Raw genomic sequence first — 18,185 nt, forward strand, 5'->3', positions numbered from 1 at the left:
ATGACGCCTAAGCAGGAGCGCCTACATCCTTTTTGCAAATTTTAGGGTATAAGGATGGTAAAAATGAGCAACAGTGAAACTAAAACAGACGTTATCTTAATTGGTGCCGGAATCATGAGTGCGACTTTAGGTACACTTCTGAAAGAATTAGTACCTGAATGGGAAATTACAGTGTTTGAGAAGCTCGAAAGTGCAGGAGAGGAAAGCTCTAACGAATGGAATAATGCAGGAACAGGGCATGCGGCACTGTGCGAGCTTAACTACACTGACGAAAAATCAGACGGATCTATAGATATTAGCAAAGCTATCAAAATTAATGAACAATTTCAGCTATCCATGCAGTTTTGGTCTTATCTTGTAAACAGCAAGCTGATAAGTAATCCGCAGGACTTTATTATGCCATTGCCACATATGAGTATGGTACAAGGGGAACAAAATGTAACGTTTTTAAAGAAACGATTTGAAGCGATGTCCAAAAATCCTCTGTTTCAAGGGATGGAATTTTCCGATGACCCTGGAAAACTGATGGAATGGATTCCGCTTATTATACAAGATCGTCCATCGAATGAACCTATAGCAGCAACCAAAATCGACTCTGGAACTGATGTCAATTTTGGTGCTTTAACGCGCATTTTGTTTGACCACTTAAAGAGTAAAAACGTCAATACCAAATACAAACATAGCGTTGATAATATTAAGCGTACTAGCGACGGCTCGTGGGAATTGAAAGTACGTAACAACAACGGTAATGTTGAACGCCATACTGCAAAATTCGTCTTTATCGGAGGCGGAGGAGGAAGTCTGCATTTATTGCAAAAATCCGGAATTCCTGAAGGAAAACATATTGGAGGATTCCCGGTAAGCGGAATATTTATGGTGTGTAATAATCCAGCTGTTGTAGCTCAGCATCATGCAAAAGTGTACGGAAAAGCTAAGGTTGGAGCTCCTCCAATGTCTGTTCCGCATCTTGACACAAGATTTATCGACAATAAAAAATCGTTGCTATTTGGTCCGTTTGCCGGCTTCTCACCAAAGTTTTTAAAAACCGGTTCAATGTTTGATTTGGTAACTTCCGTAAAACCGGATAATCTCGTAACGATGTTGTCCGCAGGTGCAAAAAACATGTCTTTGACAAAATACCTTATCGAGCAAGTTATGTTATCCAAAGAAAAACGAATGGAAGAGTTACGAGAGTTCATCCCTAACGCCAAAAGCGAGGATTGGGATTTGGAAGTTGCTGGCCAACGTGTACAAGTTATCAAAGATACTGAAGCTGGAGGTAAAGGTACACTTCAATTTGGTACGGAAGTTATTAATGCCGCTGATGGCTCCATTGCAGCATTACTAGGTGCTTCTCCAGGTGCTTCTACTGCTGTTCATGTTATGATAGAGGTAATTAAAAAATGCTTCCCGCAACATATGAAAGAGTGGGAACCGAAAATTAGAGAAATGATTCCTTCTTATGGCAAGTCACTACTGGAAAATCCAGAGCTTCTGCGCGAGATTCATACTTCAACAGCAGAGACACTTGGACTAAGTGAAAAAGAGCTAGTCTATAGTTAATTTTTAACATAGAATCTTTGATCTATCTATAGATTGAAGGTTCTTTTTTTTGGAAGTTTCAGTTAGAGAGTATGGTTGGGTTGTCGACAATATCGGCAGCTTCTTGAAACAAATCATGTATTCTCAACGTCAATTTGTTTAAAGGAGTTGAGAGACATGACGATTAGAAAAATGACACTTTATCTTCTCATGCTATGTACATTGCTCCTCGTGGCTGCATGCGGACGCGAAACGGAAGTAAACAGCGGGATTGAGCCTGGAGTTGATGAACCGCCGAAGCAGGAAGAATTACAGCATATAATGGCCTTAGAGAAGGGAGAAATTGTTTCCATTGACGGCGATAACGTATTAGTAACTGCATATATTGATAAAGGCGATGACTCTTATGTCGAGGCGTATTCGTTGAGTATGACCGAAAAAACGGAGCTGCTTGATCGTGAAGGTTCGGCTTTATCAAGCACGGAGCTTGTCGTAGGCGCTCAAGTAGAAGCGTGGTACAGTGGTCCTTTACAGGAATCTTTTCCAATGGGAGCTCATGCAGCGAAGTTTATCCTCTTATCGAATGACCAAGAGCAAATGAGCATCGACAGAACAGAAGCGGTACGATTTGCGCTTGAGGCGCAGACCGAACTATCTCCATGGGCAGTAAAGAAGGCAGAGAAGGATGCTTCAAATGAATATTGGTATGTAGAGCTTGTTCATTTTGAGCATATCGAGCAGCCTGTCAGTGTACGAATTAATGCGAAATCAGGTGAGATCACACCAGTTCCTAAAATGGAAAATGATGCGTTTCGTGTATATACTCCAGGACCTGACGAGGAGCTTGGAAATGAGTTTGTCGTAGAAGGAGAGGCACGTGTATTCGAGGGAGCGTTCCGCTGGAGTCTAGAGGACGGCCATTTTATATTAGCAGAGGGCGAAGCTCTTGCTGAAGCAGGTGCGCCTGAGTGGGGAAAATTTTTGATAAACGTCAAATTTGATTATGCCGTACAGACCAATATGGTGCTAGTTCTTTCAGTCAGAAGCGCAAAAGACGGAACTGAGCAGCATACGCTTGCTATTCCTTTGAAAGTGCAGGAGAAGCATATCAAAGCAAGGTCGATTGAATAAAGCACTATACCTCTATAGCGTGTGTCTTAACAAGGGTTTCTTACAGCATCAACTGGTGATTTTTTGAAAGTATGAAGGAACCGTGGAACGTAAATTTCCGCGGTTCTTTTTTTGTCTAAGATATCCAGATCCTAAAAGATCTAAAATGTTAACTTCAAGGAACAGCAGATCCTTACGTACATTACTTAAGAGTTTTAGGCGCGGAATAAACACAAAGTAAAATCCAATTTGTTAATAGCTTAGTTTATTCATACCGTAATCCATTAGATAAGTCATCCAAACTGTCCCAATCTAAAACAAAGATGCTTTTATTTTCTTTGCTGAGTATTTTCACGTCTGAAAGTTTCTGGATCACCCGATTCAGGTGACGCGGGGTAGTTCCTATCAAACATGCAATCTCAGAAATATAATCGGTTTGTATTTCTTTCCCAAACTCATTTTGGCGACGTGTGGTTAATAAATAGCTTGCGAGACGTTCTTCAACAGACGCTAATAAGTTAATTCTTGATGCAGTCGTACATGTTTGCAGCTTATAAGAAAGATGCTTTAAAAGTTCATTTAAAAATTTGTAGTCTTGCATCAGTTTTGTTTCAACAGTACGTTTATTGATATATAGAAAACTCGAGGATTGAATGGCTTCGACCTGAGATTGTATAACCACTTTCTGTAATATTTCAATATCTCCGAAAATCGACAAAGGATGGCAAAATCTTAAGAGCAGTGATTTGCCGGTTCCTACACTGGTGGAAACCTTTGTAAGGCCTTCTACTAGGAAATAAAGGCCCGTTAGATCATTTCCTTCCTGAAGTACCAACTCACCCTGTTCATACACATGAAGTTGAATTGGGAGGGATTCAATTTCAGTGAATATTTGATAGAGATTACACTCTGAGATGTAGTGCTGTATGCTATTTTCATCTAAAATAACTTTCATGGGTACTCCTTTTATTGGACATTTGTCCTTTCTATTATACAAGAAGTTGATATGATTTAAAAAAGAAGGAGGAACATAAGATGAAATTTGTTTTTGATTTGGATGGTACCATATGTTTTAAAGGCAAGCCCTTAAGTGAAAAGATGGTATATGCATTAGATCTATTAGTAAAAAATGGACATGAAATTATCTTTGCTTCAGCAAGACCTATCCGCGATCTGCTACCAGTGTTACCGCCGCATATGCATCATTATTCAATGGTTGGAGGGAATGGCGCATTTGTTGCAACAGCTGATCTCAAGATATCAACTGTACATTTCGAACCATCAATAGCAGAAGGCATTATTAGATTAATAAAGACATTTGAAGCTGATTATTTAATTGATAGTGCATGGGATTATGCTTATATTGGAAGCCAGGAGCATCCGATTCGGCGAAATTTAGATCCGGAGCAGCGAGCGAGAAACATTCGTCTGGAGGAACTTAATGAGATTGTGAAAGTGGTTATTTTGCGCAGCCTCAACACGGCACAGATGTTAAAGGAATTGCAAAAGTTACCGATTATCACGTATTTACACGGATCCGAAGAAATTATCGATATCAGTCCGAAAGGTGTTGATAAATGGACGGGGCTGCAATCCATGGGTATACAACCAGGTGAATTTGTTGCATTTGGCAATGATTCAAACGATGTGCCAATGTTCAAGCATGCCAAACGTTCTATCCGTGTCGGAGATCATCCAGATCTAATTTTACTGACATCAGAACAAGTAATTTGCGAAGAAGAACATGTCATTAATAAAATTATTGAAGTGATGAGGGAACTATCTTACCTTGGAGAACGTTGACTTTACCGTTATGATCCTTCTTCATGCGCCTCTTGCACCATCCCATAACTTGATAAAAATTCCAGATGATTCTGTTTGAACACAAACGTTCGTACTTGTGTTATGATAGTCAAATTGCAAGACAAGATACTAGAGCTGTGGCGGTGAAATGGTGAAGTCGATTCTTCAATTAAATACAATCTTCCTTAGTATGATTATGGAGGCAATACCCTTTGTACTGCTAGGAGTTATCATCTCTGGTCTGATTCAATCGTCTATTACGGAGCGCTGGATCGCACGGATTATGCCTCAAAATCGGTTCCTTGCCTCCTTATTTGGATGCAGCGTGGGCATTTTATTCCCTTCCTGCGAATGCGGCATAGTTCCCATAACACGCCGTTTGCTAAACAAAGGGGTTCCGTTAAACGCCGGAATAGCGTTTATGCTTACCGGGCCGATCGTCAATCCGATCGTACTGTTTTCCACATTTATTGCATTTGGAAACGACTGGAGAATAGTCGCTATTCGCGCGGGAATGGCCTTCGCGGTTGCGCTTTTTGTGTCGTTAACCGTTGCATACCTGTTCCCGGTACTCCCGCTTAGAGAAGCTGCAATGCAGATTGCGACAACTGCGGAGGACGTACCCGCTCAGGCAAAACTACGTCATCCCTTGCACCGCCGTGTATGGTCAGTACTGCTCCATGCGGTCGACGAGTTTTTTTCGGTCGGCAAATATTTGATTCTCGGAGCGTTTATCGCCGCATGCATGCAAACCTTTATACCAACTTCGTCACTTTTGCACATCGGCAGCAATCCCGTAACGGCCACGCTTACCATGATGGCTCTTGCTTTCACGATGTCTCTTTGTTCAGAAGCGGACGCATTTATCGCTTCTTCCTTCAGAGGCATGTTTTCGATCGGTTCCATCTCCGCATTTCTTGTCTTTGGGCCTATGATCGACATTAAAAACACACTTATGCTGCTGGGCTCCTTCCGAACCAAATTTGTCATTGTACTGATTGCTCTCGTAAGTGTAAGCACATTTGCCGGATCCTTAATCGTAGGGAGGATATTTAATTGACTAGGTTTGTTATTTTGCTTGGCTTTGCGCTAATGTTTGGGCTAATTCACCAGCAAGGCGAACTGAACAAATATATTAATACCAAATATGCCTACCTTTCTATCAGTGCGATCTTTCTGTTACTGATCATGTGCGTCGTTGAGCTGATTCGCGTGAACCTTAGTGATAAAGCGAAGCAGCGGCAAGAGGCGTTAGGCCAAGATTGCTGCAGCAAGAATGAGCATGATCATCAACACGTTCACGCTCATCATCACGATCATGAGGATGACGTCTTAGGCCATTCGCATGAGCCGACTTCAAATTGGAAACGGAGGGTCGGATATTTAATCTTGCTTTTCCCTATCGTCACCGGAATTTCTTTGCCTGTTCATACATTGGACTCCAGTTTTGTAAAAGCAAAAGGATTTTCCTTTCCTACCTCACAAGAAATGACAGATGAAAGCCCTGGAGAGCATCAATTCCTGAAACCCGACTCTAGCGTTTTTTATGGAAGAGAAGGTTACGAATCATTAAAAAACAAAGAATTAGTAGATTTTTTAGGTCAGGATGAAGTCAAGCTGGATGACAGCAACTATATGAAGGGCATGGAGGTCATTTATAATTTTCCGGGGGATTTTATGAGCAGGGCGATTTCCTTTACTGGTTTTGCTTACCGGGGCGAACAAATCGGCGACGATCAATATTTTATCTTCCGCTTTGGGTTCCTTCATTGCGCTGCCGATTCCGGTATATTTGGAATGCTGGTCGAATTTCCGAAAAACACGAAGCTGAACAATGATGATTGGGTTCATGTAACGGGAAAGCTGAGCTCGCAATTGTACCAGCCATTTAAACAGGAGATTCCCGTACTTCGGGTAACGTCGTGGGAATCGATTCCCGAACCCAAGGATCCTTACGTGTATCGAAACTATTAGTACACTCAAGATGATAAATAACACTCTGTATGCAACTGAAAGTCCCGAAAGCCTGAAACGCAGCGTTATCTGCATTTCAGACTTTCGGGACTTTTAAGCTTGTGCTAAGCCGGAAGCTTGATTATGACGGCCGTCTCGCCGGAGTAGTCAAGCCGCCAGAGCTCGACAGTGGTTCCCTAATCGCATGTTTCGCCGTTCTCATTGATTTGCTAAGCGGTTATTTGTTTATTCTTGTTGACAACACTAATAGTAATCATTACTATTAGTGTTGGTAATAGTAACGTTTACGATTTTGAGACAGTGATGTAAAAGTAAATCAAATGAAGAACCATGCAGGCGCAAGAAGAATTTACTTTTTGAAATATCACGTTTTAAGGGATCGGATTCGAATTATTCTGAGTTTTGATACGGATAAAAAAATAATCTGCAATTCATTGGGGTGGTTTTTATAAATAAACTTTTATTGTGTGTTTAATATGCGTAATTATTACAGTAACATTATGCAGCAGTAATTAGGGAACAACAAGCAGTGGACCGAATCAGGCAAGCAAGGACAGCAATCAGACAAGGTACGAAACAATGAGTGACGATGCGAATAGAAAAAAGGCGCAAAAGAAGTCAATCCGACGACGTGGGAGATCAATTACGATCATTTTCCGGTGCAGTTGAACTTTTCCTAATACCAGACTGCAATTCATAATGCGGAAGCCAAACATAACGCATTAGAAACGATGGATCTTTCCAGCATGTAAAGGGTGACCGAATAAATCCCCAAACAGAAGATGGTTTTGGAAGAAAATGATAATTACTTTTATTATTTGGCTCATAATCGTAATTATTACTATTAAATTAAGTGGTTGGAGCTGAGACGATTCAGCATATCTTATATTCTTTAGGAGGAAATATTGTGAGAAAAAGAAGCGTTTTTGTTATTTTATTCATGCTTACGTTTTCAATTGTACTACTGGCAGGCTGCAGCGAAGAAAATGTTGCTAAATCTGATTCAACGAATAACGAAGAGAAAACAGAATTAGTTTATGCATCTGCTAAAGATATTAATGATATGAATCCCCATTTTTACACAGGCTCAATGCCAGCTCAAGGTATGGTGTATGAATCATTAGTTGAAAATACTGAAGAAGGAATCAAGCCCTTACTTGCTGAATCATGGGGCGTTTCAAAAGATGGAAAAACATATACCTTTCATTTAAGAAGAGATGTGAAGTTCCATGATGGGGAACCATTTAACGCAGAAGCGGTAAAGCAAAATATTGATGCTGTTCAAAATAATGCAGAAAAGCATTCTTGGATTAAACTATCAACAAAAATAGTAAGTTCTAATGTAGTAGATGAGTATACATTCGAATTAGTGCTATCTGAGGCCTATTATCCAACATTGGTTGAGTTGTCCATGACTAGGCCTTACGTATTCCTATCACCCAAGGATTTTATTAGCGGGGGGACAAAAGATGGTGTAAATGGCTACAATGGGACAGGACCATATATTCTCACTGCACATAAAATCGATGAGAATGCAACTTTTGTAGCGAATGAAAACTATTGGGGTGGCTCGCCTAAAATTAAGAGGATTATTTCTAAAGTCCTTCCAGTAGGGGAAACGACATTTTTAGCCTTACAAAAAGGAGAAATTAATCTTGTTTTCACTGATGATCGAGGCGCAGACAGTATTGATGTCGAAGCAATGAATCATTTAGCTGATTCAGGCGATTATCAGCTAGTGAGAAGCGAACCGATGAATACAAAAATGATCATAGCTAATAGTAGTAAATTTGATAATCCAGTCAGTGAAACAGCTGTTCGGGAAGCCATTTGGCACTCTATCGATAGAGAAACCATTAGTAAGGATATTTTTAATGGGACTGAAGAAGCAGCCAATACGCTATTTTCAACTAACGTCAATTATGCAGATGTCGATTTGAAAAAACGAGACTATGATTTAGAAACAGCGGAAGGTATTCTGGGAAAAGCAGGCTGGGTATTGGCAAATGGTGCCTCAGTTAGAACGAAAGACGGTAAGCAATTAGCAATTAAATTGTATTATGACAGTAATTCTTCTTCCCAAAAAATACAGGCTGAATTTATTCAGAGCTCTTTAAAAGGGATAGGTATTCAGCTGGACATTATCAGTGAGGAGTCAACCTCAATCTCAAATCGAAGATCAACCGGTGACTATGATCTATTATTCAATCAAACATGGGGACTTGCATATGATCCACAAAGTACAATCTCTGCTTTTACTTCTAAGTCTGCCTATTTCCATACTACAAGTGGAATTGCGAAAGCTGATGAGCTTTACAATAAAATTGATGAGGTTATGGTATCCACTGATGAGGAAACACGAAAATCATTATACGCTGGTATCTTGAAAATTGTTCATGATGAAGCAGTTTTTATTCCAATTTCAAATGGCCGTGTCACTATAGTTGCTCCAAAAAACTTAAATGGCATTTCATTTAAGCAAACACAATACGAGTTGCCATTTGAGCTAATGAATTTTAAATAATAATACAAATAAAGGGGGATAACCCCCTTTTATTTTGAGTAAATATTTCGATAAAATAGAACCTTTGCTGATGGATGGGAATTTTAATGGATTTATATGTTGAAAAGGAGTTCTATATGGGAAGTTATATTTTAAAAAGGATATTGATAGTAATCCCACTGCTTTTAATCATTTCGTTTTTAACGTTTGTTTTAATTAATCTTTCTCCCTTAGATCCAGCGGAAGTGGTATTACAAGCGCAAGATATTCCTGAAATAACAGATAAATTAATTGCTCAAACGAGAGAAGAGCTGGGGTTAGACAAACCGTTTATCATTCGATATTTGCATTGGGCTATTGCCTGCGTCCAGTTGGACTTTGGAGATTCATACATCACAGGAGAAACAGTTTGGTCATCAATAGCTCCCGCTTTTCTAAATACATTAAAGCTTACTTTATTCTCATCTGTTTTCATTATTGTTTTGTCCATACTATTAGGCGTTACTTGTGCGATGAGAGAAGGGAAAATAATTGATAAATCAGTAAGAGGTATTTTATTTTTCCTAACAGCTGTGCCTTCATACTGGCTTGCGTCTATTATGATTTGGTATTTTTCTGTTAAATTAGATTTATTGCCGACAAGCGGGATGGATTCGTATAAAAGTTATATACTACCGGTTATTGTCATCACAGTAAGTTATGCAGGCATTTATTTTAGAACCGTTAGAAGTTCGATGTTAAGCAATTTAAATGAAGACTATGTTCTGTATGGAAGAGCCTGTGGCTTAGCAGAGAAAAAGGTTACCATGCATATTTTAAGGAATTCATTGCAAGTTGCTATATCGATATTTTGTATGGCTATACCGATTATATTGGGGAGCACAGTAGTTATCGAAAATGTTTTTGCATGGCCAGGATTAGGAAGACTAAGTGTTAAATCAATTCTAAGCAGAGATTTCCCAATTATCCAAGCATATGTTCTTATATTAGCAGTCGCCTTTGTAGTGTTTAATACGTTATCCGACATTATAAATGCTGCGTTGAATCCTAAATTAAGAAAGGATATCTAATGAGAATATTGAAAAACTTAAGTAAAGATAAGTTAGCTATTACATCTTTAATAGTCATTGTTATAACGATTGTTGCTGGTATATTTGCCCCTTTATTTGCACCACATGATCCCGAGGAAGTAAACATGAAGCTTCGGTATGCAACAACATCGGGGGAATATCTATTAGGCAATGATCACTTGGGGAGATGTATTTTATCCAGATTAATTTATGGAATTCGTCCTAGCTTTTTATGGGTTTTAGTTGCGTTAGCAATATCTGTTTTTATTGGGGCTATTATAGGTTTTATAGCAGGCTACTTCAAAGGAAAAGCAGATGCCTTTATTATGAGAATTTGTGATATTATGCTTTCTTTCCCGGGATACGTTATGACATTGGCGGTTGTTGGTATTTTAGGTGCGGGTCTTGAAAATATATTGATTGCGTTTATTGTGATGAAATGGGCATGGTTTGCTAGAGTCATCCGAACGTCTGTTATGCAGTATTCTGAAATGGACTATGTGAAATTTTCGATAGCATCTGGTATTAGTAATATAAAAATTATATATAAACACATTGTTCCTGTTACATTTTCTGATATAGCAGTTATTTCAAGTGGTTCTATTTGTTCGATGATTTTGCAAATATCAGGGCTATCATTTCTGGGTTTAGGAATTCAAGCCCCCAAAGCTGAATGGGGAATGATGTTAAATGAGGCGAGGGAAGTTATGTTTTCAAGACCTGAGCTAATGTTAGCACCTGGTTTAGCCATTATTATTGTAGTATCAGCATTTAATTTTTTGTCTGATGCACTTCAAGTAGCTTTAGATCCTAAATTAATATCCTCTAAAAATAAGCTTCAAGAAAAAGAGGTAAAAAAAACAACTTATGAATATATTAGAAGTTGAAAATTTGAAGATATGGGATATAAACACGAATAAAGTAATTATCCATAATAGTTCATTCAATTTAAAGCAAGGAAGCTGTCTGGCGATTGTAGGAGAAAGTGGAAGCGGTAAGTCTGTCACTTGCAGGTCAATTATGAGATTGAATAAAGCCTGGATTCGCCAATCAGGGGACATTCTATTTAAAGGAGAAAACTTAAACAATCTTACTGAAAAAGAGATGAGAAAGAAAAGAGGAAGAAATCTTTGCATGATTCTGCAAAATGGTATGCGTGCATTTGATCCTTCTTGTGTGATCGGTGTTTATTTAAAAGAGACACTTGTTGAACATTTCGGCTGGAGTACTAGTGAAATGGAAGAAAAAATGAAGAATGCTATGAAAAGTGTAATGCTGAAAAATCCGATAGAGATTATGAATAGGTATCCATACCAGCTATCGGGGGGAATGTTGCAGCGAATTATGATTGCATTGGCATTAGTATTAGAGCCCGACATTATTATCGCTGATGAACCGACAACGTCGCTAGATACAATTTCACAATATGAGGTCGTTGAACAATTTATTAAATTACGAGAGAGAATGGGCTGTTCGATGATCTTTATTTCTCACGATTTAGGTGTTGTCAAAAAAGTTGCTGATGACGTTTTGGTAATGAAGGATGGAGAAATTATCGAAAGAGGGAATATCCAAACCATTTTTTCAGAAGCGCAACATGAATATACACAATATTTAGTATCCACTAGACTAGCACTGAGTAATAATTTCAAGAGAATAATGGGGGAGGAGTTATAATTGCTGAAAGTTAATAATGTTGAGAAATCGTATAAAAATGGTGGATTGTTCTCGAAAGAAAGACAGAAAATTTTGAAAAACGTTAGCTTTGAATGTAGGAATGGCGAGTGTCTCGGTATTATCGGAGAAAGTGGAAGTGGAAAATCAACATTAGGGCGTTTGATATTAGGAATTGAAAAGCCTGATCGCGGAACAATTTTATTTGAGGGAAAAAATGTAGAGGATAGAATAGTGAGATTGGGTAACATCAGTGTTGTATTTCAAGACTATACTTCCTCAATAAATCCATTTTTTACTGTTGAAGAAGCAATATTGGAGCCATTAAAAATTAAAAAAAAGTTTCAAAAAGAAAATCAAAGCAAGATTGATCATCTATTAAATCAAGTTGGATTAGATCCGTCCTATAGAAAAAAATATCCTCATGAGTTATCAGGAGGAGAGGCTCAGAGGGTGTGTATTGCAAGAGCCATTTCAACAGAACCAAAATGCATTATTTTGGATGAAGCAATCAGTTCTTTAGATGTATCTGTTCAAATACAGGTCCTTGAATTATTAAAAGAATTAAAAAAAATCTACAATATGGGTTATGTATTTATAACTCATGATATTCAGGCTGCTGCCTATATTTGTGACAGAGTCATTATTTTTAGGGATGGTCAAATCGAAGAAATTGTCCAAACGGAACAACTAAAGGACGTTCAGTCAGAATATGCGAAAAATTTTTTGGAATTTTTAATAACGTTTTAAATACTCAAAGTTACAGATGTTTTTATACAATTAGGAGGAGTAAAGATTGTGAGTGGAGCTATGTCTTGGCCTTTTCTGCGATTGTATATGTTGGCTCTTCTTTATTTTTGTGCCAATTCGATACTGAATGTTATTATCCCTTTACGGGGGGAAACATTAGGAGCCAACAGTACTACCATTGGTTTGATCATGGGGGCGTATATGTTTACAACCATGTTCTTTCGACCATGGGCAGGTCATATCATTCAACAGCATAGGCCGATAAAAGTGTTACGCATTATTCTTATTATCAATGGTTTTGCTTTAATTCTATATACGATTACTGGATTAGGGGGCTTTTTAGTTGCCCGTATTTTACAAGGGGTGTCGACAGCTTTCTTTTCAATGGCATTACAGATAGGCATTATTGATGCACTGCCAGAGAAGGAGCGCTCTCAAGGCATTTCATTTTATTCATTGTTTACATATATACCAGGCATTTTTGGCCCCATATTGGCGTTAGGCATTTGGCAAACAGGGGGTATGGATTCCTTTACGGTTGTTATGATAACAATTGCTATTTTCACAGGGGTGTTTGGCTATAGTGCTAAAATGGAAAATGGAAAGGAGCAGCCTTCTACAAATCAGACTGAGCAGGGATTAAGTATGTTTCAATCATTTAGTCAGTTAATAAAAAATCCGTTTCTGTTTAAATGCAGTGTATTGATGTTAGTTGCTTCAATTGTATTTGGAGCTATTACAACCTTTTTACCACTGTACGCTGCGCAAATAAAAAGCGGCAATGCAGGAATTTATCTAATGCTTCAGGCGGGTACCGTTGTCTTTGCTCGTTTTGCTTTAAGAAAAAAAATTCCTTCAGACGGTAAATGGCATTCATCTTTTATCATGGGGACTATGCTCCTTTTAGCAGTAGCGGCGCAATGTGTAAGCTTTTCTTTTAAAGGGGGCGCTGTCTTTTTCTATGTAGGTGCATTTTTAATGGGGATAGCTCAGGCTCTTCTCTATCCAACGTTAACCACGTATTTGTCCTTTGTCTTGCCACAGTTGAATCGCAATGTGTTAATTGGTTTATTTATTGCTATGGCTGATTTAGGTGTTTCCTTAGGTGGCATAATTATGGGGCCGATAGCTGATTTTTCCTCATATTCATTTATGTATATGATTTGTTCTATCTTAGGTGTGTCGATGATCATTTTTTCCTTTGATCGACGAAAATTATTTGCGAAGATGGAACAGGGCGGATTATGACAATTTTATATATTACATGTAATTATTCCTAATAAATCGAGAGTATGAAAAGCTTATGTCAGTCCAATAAATGGTATAACATGGAGTTCCAAAGGCAGAAATATTAAGTGAGACGCTCTCATTTTATGACTACCATTGACGTCGTTAATCGTAAACATTACAATTATATATAGTAATGTTTACGATTAATCGACTCCTTGCTGTTATCAATTAATTAGTGAATTATGATTATGGATCGTAAATTTTACAAATTATTTCGAAGAGAAACGTTAGGAGTGAAAAAATGAATGATAATAAGAAAATTCCCGTTACCGTTTTGAGCGGATATTTGGGAGCCGGTAAAACAACAATCTTAAATCATGTATTGAATAATCGTGTAGGGATGAGAGTTGCGGTTATTGTGAACGACTTGAGTGAAGTGAACATTGATGCGGATTTGATCCATGAGGGCGGCGGACTTTCCCGAACGGATGAAAAACTCGTTGAAATGTCCAACGGTTGCATTTGCTGTACGCTCAGGGAAGATTTACTGAGAGAAGTAGAGAGGTTGGCGAAGGAACAGCGATTCGATTATATACTGATTGAATCGACAGGAGTAGGAGAACCTGTTCCAGTCGCTCAGACGTTTACTTATATTGACGAAGAGCAGGGCATTGACTTAACTCAATTTTGCCGGCTGGATTGTATGGTAACCGTTGTTGACGCTTATCGTTTTTGGAAAGACTTCTCTTCAGGCGAGACCCTGATGGATCGCAAACAAGAAGTGGGGGAAACAGACACCCGAGAAGTGGTCGATCTGCTAATCGATCAAATCGAATTTTGCGATGTGCTCATACTTAATAAATGCGATAGAGTCGAGGAAACAGAATTGCAGGAGTTAGTCACGGTGCTTGCGAGTCTTCAGCCGCGTGCCAAAATTATTCGTTCTGTTTACGGACAAATCGATACTTCAGAAATTCTGAACACTGGTTTGTTCGACTTTGACGAGGCAAGTAAGTCGGCTGGCTGGTTGCAGGAAATGACCAAGGAGCATCATATTCCGGAGACGGAAGAGTATGGAATATCATCTTTCGTCTATGATAGGATACGTCCTTTTCATCCAGAGAGGTTAATGAAATGGATGAGCGAGTGGCCGGCTGAAGTCGTTCGTGCCAAAGGGATGGTATGGCTCGCAACACGTAATGAAATGGCGCAAAGTTTTAGCCAGGCAGGTCCCTCCATTCAATTCGGTCCAGCAGGACTGTGGGTATCAGCACTTCCCGAAGAGGAGCGAGCAGCGGCTATGCGTGAAGATCCGAAGATTGCGGATTACTGGGACGAAAGATATGGCGACAGGATCAACAAAATTGTATTTATTGGGCTGTCCATGGATCGACAATCATTATCGGATGAACTTGACGGTTGTTTGCTAACAGATGAAGAAATGGGAATGGAGTGGTGCGAATTGAAAGATGAATTCCCTAATCAATCTGATATACAGTTAGAGGAGCAATTACAATGACGAAGAATTCGTTTAAGTAAGAAAGGAGGCTGACACAATGAGAGTCACCATTACATTCGCTTGTTCGGAATGCGGAGATCGAAATTATACGACAACAAAGAACAAACGCACACAACCGGCAAGACTAGAATTTAGAAAATATAGTCCGCGTCTTAAGAGGTACACCATTCATAGAGAAGCACGATAAACAACTATTTGGCTGTTCTCTTCGGAGAGCAGCCCTGCTTGGTTAGATTGATGAAGTGGAAATCCTTTTATCGTGATGGTCATTGTAATATTTACAGTTAGGTGCGTGATAGATCCTTGAAACCAACATCATCTCTAACTACTTGGAAGATAAATATGATTTTTATTGCTTTAACAGCTGCTATTTTGATCATTGCTTTCACTCCAGGACTTCTAGATGTAAATGTGTTTCTTCAAGTAAAAGAAATGAATGTCTTTAAATCGATGTTAATAAGTATCGTATTAGAAGCCATGCCGTTTCTTCTTCTAGGTATTATTGTTTCTTCCGTGATGCAGGTTTTTATACCCGAATCCTGGATTCGACGAATTATTCCTAGTAATCCTTTCCTTGGTGTAGTCATAGCTAGCTTGCTTGGTATCATTTTTCCAGTATGCGAGTGTGGTTTAATCCCAGTGGTGCGCAGGCTAGTTGCCAAAGGTATGCCATTGTATGCCGGAGTCACATTTATTCTGGCTGGACCGATTGTCAACCCAGTTGTTTATTCTGCAACGTATGTCGCATTTCGAAATAGACCGGAGATGGTCTATACACGTTTAGGAATGGCTATTGCAGTAAGTGCCGTTATTGGGCTTATCGTTTACTTTTTTGTTAAGAAGAATCCGATGAAACACACGAAGGAGACGTTAACTGGAGTAGCCTATTCGGGTAAGTCTCATTCTGTCCAACACGTTAATAAGTTTGAGGGGGTGATCAGGCACGCTGGCGGTGAGTTTTTCGATATGGGGAAGTATCTCATTCTTGGTTCGATTATTACAGCTTGTATTCAAACGTTTGTTCCACGTACGGAACTTGTAAATATTGGTCAAGGAGAATTCGCATCACACTTTTTTATGTTGAGTTTTGCTTATATTTTATCACTTTGTTCGACTTCTGATGCTTTTGTTGCCTCATCGTTTATAAGTATGTTTTCAGCGAGCTCGCTACTGACATTTTTGGTCTTCGGGCCTATGCTTGATTTTAAAGGTACGTTAATGCTATTGTCTATTTTCAGAGTGAAATTCGTCCTATTTCTTGCCATTTCCATATCTATCACTGTGTTGTTTGGCTCTTTTGTTATTGGACCTATTTTTTTATGGTAAGAGGAGGTGCATTCATGCATGACCATCGAGGCTTGGCTCTACATTCCTTCATTCGTGCAGGTATCTTAGCCGGCTTTTCCTTCTACATTGTTTATTTGGTTAAAATTGATAAGATCCAATATTATATTGTGCCACGTATGATCCCTTATGTCAAATATACAGCTGTAGCACTATTCATTCTGGCCGCTTATTTTGCTTATAAAGCGATACAACAGGCTGATGAGAATACACCTACAGATGAAGACTGTGATTGTAGACAGGAGCCGCCAAAATCGATTTTCAAGAGTATCTTGATGTATGGTTTGTTTGCTGTCCCCTTATTAGTTGGTTTCGCGCTTCCACACAAATTAATGGGTAGCGATGTCGTGGCTGTAAAGGGGATGAATCTAAATGGTTCTAATGTTCAGCAAGTACAACAACTGTCTTATCCAAAACCAACCTTCGAACCGATTCCCTCCACACCAAGTGTTGAACCTACTGAAAAGAACGAAACCAATGGCTCCGATGGAGCCGTTGAGGATTCTCTGTTGGACGAATTGTTTCCTACGGACGAATACAACATGGAAATAGCGGAGCTTGGGAAACGAATATATAAGATAGAAGAAATCCAGATCAAAGAAGAGGGATTTCTAGAAATGCTTACGGCTCTAGATATGTATAGGAATAACTTTATTGGAAAAGAAATTGTCATTAGCGGATTTGTCTATCGGGAAGATGGGATGGATACTAATCAATTTGTCGTCTCCCGAATGGCGATGCAGTGTTGTTCAGCCGATGCTTTGCCTTATGGCTTTCTTGTAAAATCAGCTAGTGGCAGTAGTTTCGAGAACGATACTTGGGTCACAATAACTGGAATTATTGGACTAACCGAATTCAATGGCAACGAAATTATTGAATTGGAAGCTCGAAAAATATCACAAATGGATGTACCTATTAGTCCGTATGTTTACCCGTATTTTGGTGATTTCCATGAACTCGATGTAGATTGATAATAGCTGTGCTGTTAAGTGAAAAGTGAAGAAAGTCAAGGCTTACGATAAGCCTTGATTTTCTTTATATACTTTAAAGTGAGATACTGCATGTTTTAGTTTGCTGACGATCATCTGTAGTTGAACGGAGGATTCGCAATATTTTCGATTAAGGCAAATGTTCATCGATAGCTGCTGCAACGATTTGTAATTTGCTAACGGCATAATGGGAATCCAGTCAATCGGTTTAAGCTTGCAAAAACGGCCAGCTCACTTACAGAAAGTTGCTTCGTAATGGATGTAGTGTTGAACATTGTGAATCGAATGAGAGCTTGATCTTCTTAATTGGATATATAACGGAATTGCTCGGCAATGATAGGTTCTGCTAATAATAAGAATGTTGCGAACGTGGGAGACAATGATGGTAATTTTGTGTCATTAATGTAGGTGAATTTGTGTCCTTAGACAGATTTCGGAGGATGGTCTAACAAGGCGTCACGCCTGTTTATATACATATGTACAAAATACAGATTTTAAGATGTAGTGCGTTAAAGTGGTGAAGTATCAAAACTGTGCTAAAGTTATTATTTTATAAATCTAGATCGATTGTTGATTCCGCATTAGAATGTAACCCTAAAATCTCAATGACTTCTGCCACCGCCGTCTTTTTTCCTTCCATGAAATAGCCTATAACTCCAATTTGTATTCTAGTCAGG

General features: G+C 38.9%; 17 protein-coding genes. 16 read left to right on the plus strand and 1 reads right to left on the minus strand.

Going from position 1 to position 18,185, the window contains the following annotated elements; all coding sequences use genetic code 11:
* Positions 1 to 63 precede the first annotated feature (63 nt).
* Complete coding sequence (locus AC0YN7_RS04815; protein WP_475808816.1) at positions 64 to 1,563, plus strand: malate:quinone oxidoreductase; 1,500 nt, start codon at positions 64 to 66, stop codon at positions 1,561 to 1,563.
* Positions 1,564 to 1,719: 156 nt separating this feature from the next.
* On the plus strand, positions 1,720 to 2,673 hold the full coding sequence (locus tag AC0YN7_RS04820) for a Gmad2 immunoglobulin-like domain-containing protein (RefSeq protein ID WP_475808817.1): 954 nt from the start codon (positions 1,720 to 1,722) through the stop codon (positions 2,671 to 2,673).
* A gap of 244 nt (positions 2,674 to 2,917) precedes the next feature.
* Here AC0YN7_RS04820 and AC0YN7_RS04825 read toward each other — a convergent pair whose 3' ends face one another.
* Complete coding sequence (locus AC0YN7_RS04825; protein WP_475808818.1) at positions 2,918 to 3,607, minus strand: Crp/Fnr family transcriptional regulator; 690 nt, start codon at positions 3,605 to 3,607, stop codon at positions 2,918 to 2,920.
* 80 nt (positions 3,608 to 3,687) lie between these two features.
* Here AC0YN7_RS04825 and AC0YN7_RS04830 point away from each other — a divergent pair, with 80 nt between their 5' ends.
* From AC0YN7_RS04830 to AC0YN7_RS04895, 14 genes are all read left to right on the plus strand, one after another.
* On the plus strand, positions 3,688 to 4,455 hold the full coding sequence (locus tag AC0YN7_RS04830; RefSeq protein ID WP_475808819.1) for an HAD-IIB family hydrolase: 768 nt from the start codon (positions 3,688 to 3,690) through the stop codon (positions 4,453 to 4,455).
* 148 nt (positions 4,456 to 4,603) lie between these two features.
* The gene (locus tag AC0YN7_RS04835) at positions 4,604 to 5,515 is read left to right on the plus strand and encodes a permease (RefSeq protein ID WP_475808820.1); all 912 of its coding nucleotides are present in this window, start codon (positions 4,604 to 4,606) and stop codon (positions 5,513 to 5,515) included.
* A complete protein-coding gene (locus tag AC0YN7_RS04840; protein ID WP_475808821.1) occupies positions 5,512 to 6,429 on the plus strand; it encodes a TIGR03943 family putative permease subunit in 918 nt (305 codons plus the stop codon). Before AC0YN7_RS04835 ends, AC0YN7_RS04840 begins: the two co-directional genes overlap by 4 nt.
* A 101-nt stretch (positions 6,430 to 6,530) precedes the next feature.
* Positions 6,531 to 6,695, plus strand: a complete 165-nt coding sequence (locus AC0YN7_RS04845) for a hypothetical protein (RefSeq protein WP_475808822.1) — start codon at positions 6,531 to 6,533, stop codon at positions 6,693 to 6,695.
* A 641-nt stretch (positions 6,696 to 7,336) separates the two neighbouring features.
* Positions 7,337 to 8,953, plus strand: coding sequence for a staphylopine-dependent metal ABC transporter substrate-binding lipoprotein (cntA, locus tag AC0YN7_RS04850; protein WP_475808823.1), 1,617 nt, complete (start codon positions 7,337 to 7,339; stop codon positions 8,951 to 8,953).
* Positions 8,954 to 9,069: 116 nt separating this feature from the next.
* Positions 9,070 to 10,002, plus strand: a complete 933-nt coding sequence (opp1B, locus tag AC0YN7_RS04855; protein WP_475809110.1) for a nickel/cobalt ABC transporter permease — start codon at positions 9,070 to 9,072, stop codon at positions 10,000 to 10,002.
* Positions 10,002 to 10,889, plus strand: coding sequence for a staphylopine uptake ABC transporter permease subunit CntC (cntC, locus tag AC0YN7_RS04860; protein ID WP_475808824.1), 888 nt, complete (start codon positions 10,002 to 10,004; stop codon positions 10,887 to 10,889). The genes opp1B and cntC overlap by 1 nt, the downstream gene beginning before the upstream one ends.
* Positions 10,870 to 11,679 carry a staphylopine uptake ABC transporter ATP-binding protein CntD gene (gene cntD, locus AC0YN7_RS04865; protein WP_475808825.1) on the plus strand — a complete coding sequence of 270 codons (810 nt, stop codon included), beginning with the start codon at positions 10,870 to 10,872 and terminating at the stop codon, positions 11,677 to 11,679. Before cntC ends, cntD begins: the two co-directional genes overlap by 20 nt.
* Entirely contained in the window at positions 11,680 to 12,426 is a 747-nt protein-coding gene (locus AC0YN7_RS04870) for an ABC transporter ATP-binding protein (RefSeq protein ID WP_475808826.1), read from the plus strand. It abuts the gene before it with no gap.
* Between the two features lie 48 nt (positions 12,427 to 12,474).
* A complete protein-coding gene (gene cntE, locus AC0YN7_RS04875; protein ID WP_475808827.1) occupies positions 12,475 to 13,674 on the plus strand; it encodes a staphylopine family metallophore export MFS transporter CntE in 1,200 nt (399 codons plus the stop codon).
* Positions 13,675 to 13,957: 283 nt separating this feature from the next.
* Positions 13,958 to 15,175: a GTP-binding protein gene (locus tag AC0YN7_RS04880; protein WP_475808828.1), complete on the plus strand. Its 1,218-nt coding sequence runs from the start codon at positions 13,958 to 13,960 to the stop codon at positions 15,173 to 15,175.
* 37 nt (positions 15,176 to 15,212) lie between these two features.
* Positions 15,213 to 15,362: a 50S ribosomal protein L33 gene (gene rpmG, locus AC0YN7_RS04885; protein WP_475808829.1), complete on the plus strand. Its 150-nt coding sequence runs from the start codon at positions 15,213 to 15,215 to the stop codon at positions 15,360 to 15,362.
* A gap of 155 nt (positions 15,363 to 15,517) precedes the next feature.
* Positions 15,518 to 16,501 (plus strand): permease, encoded by a 984-nt coding sequence (locus tag AC0YN7_RS04890; protein ID WP_475808830.1) that lies wholly within the window; start codon positions 15,518 to 15,520, stop codon positions 16,499 to 16,501.
* Positions 16,502 to 16,515: 14 nt separating this feature from the next.
* Positions 16,516 to 17,490, plus strand: a complete 975-nt coding sequence (locus tag AC0YN7_RS04895; RefSeq protein ID WP_475808831.1) for a TIGR03943 family putative permease subunit — start codon at positions 16,516 to 16,518, stop codon at positions 17,488 to 17,490.
* The last annotated feature ends 695 nt before the right edge of the window (positions 17,491 to 18,185 follow it).

The organism is Paenibacillus sp. J31R122, from assembly GCF_056269185.1.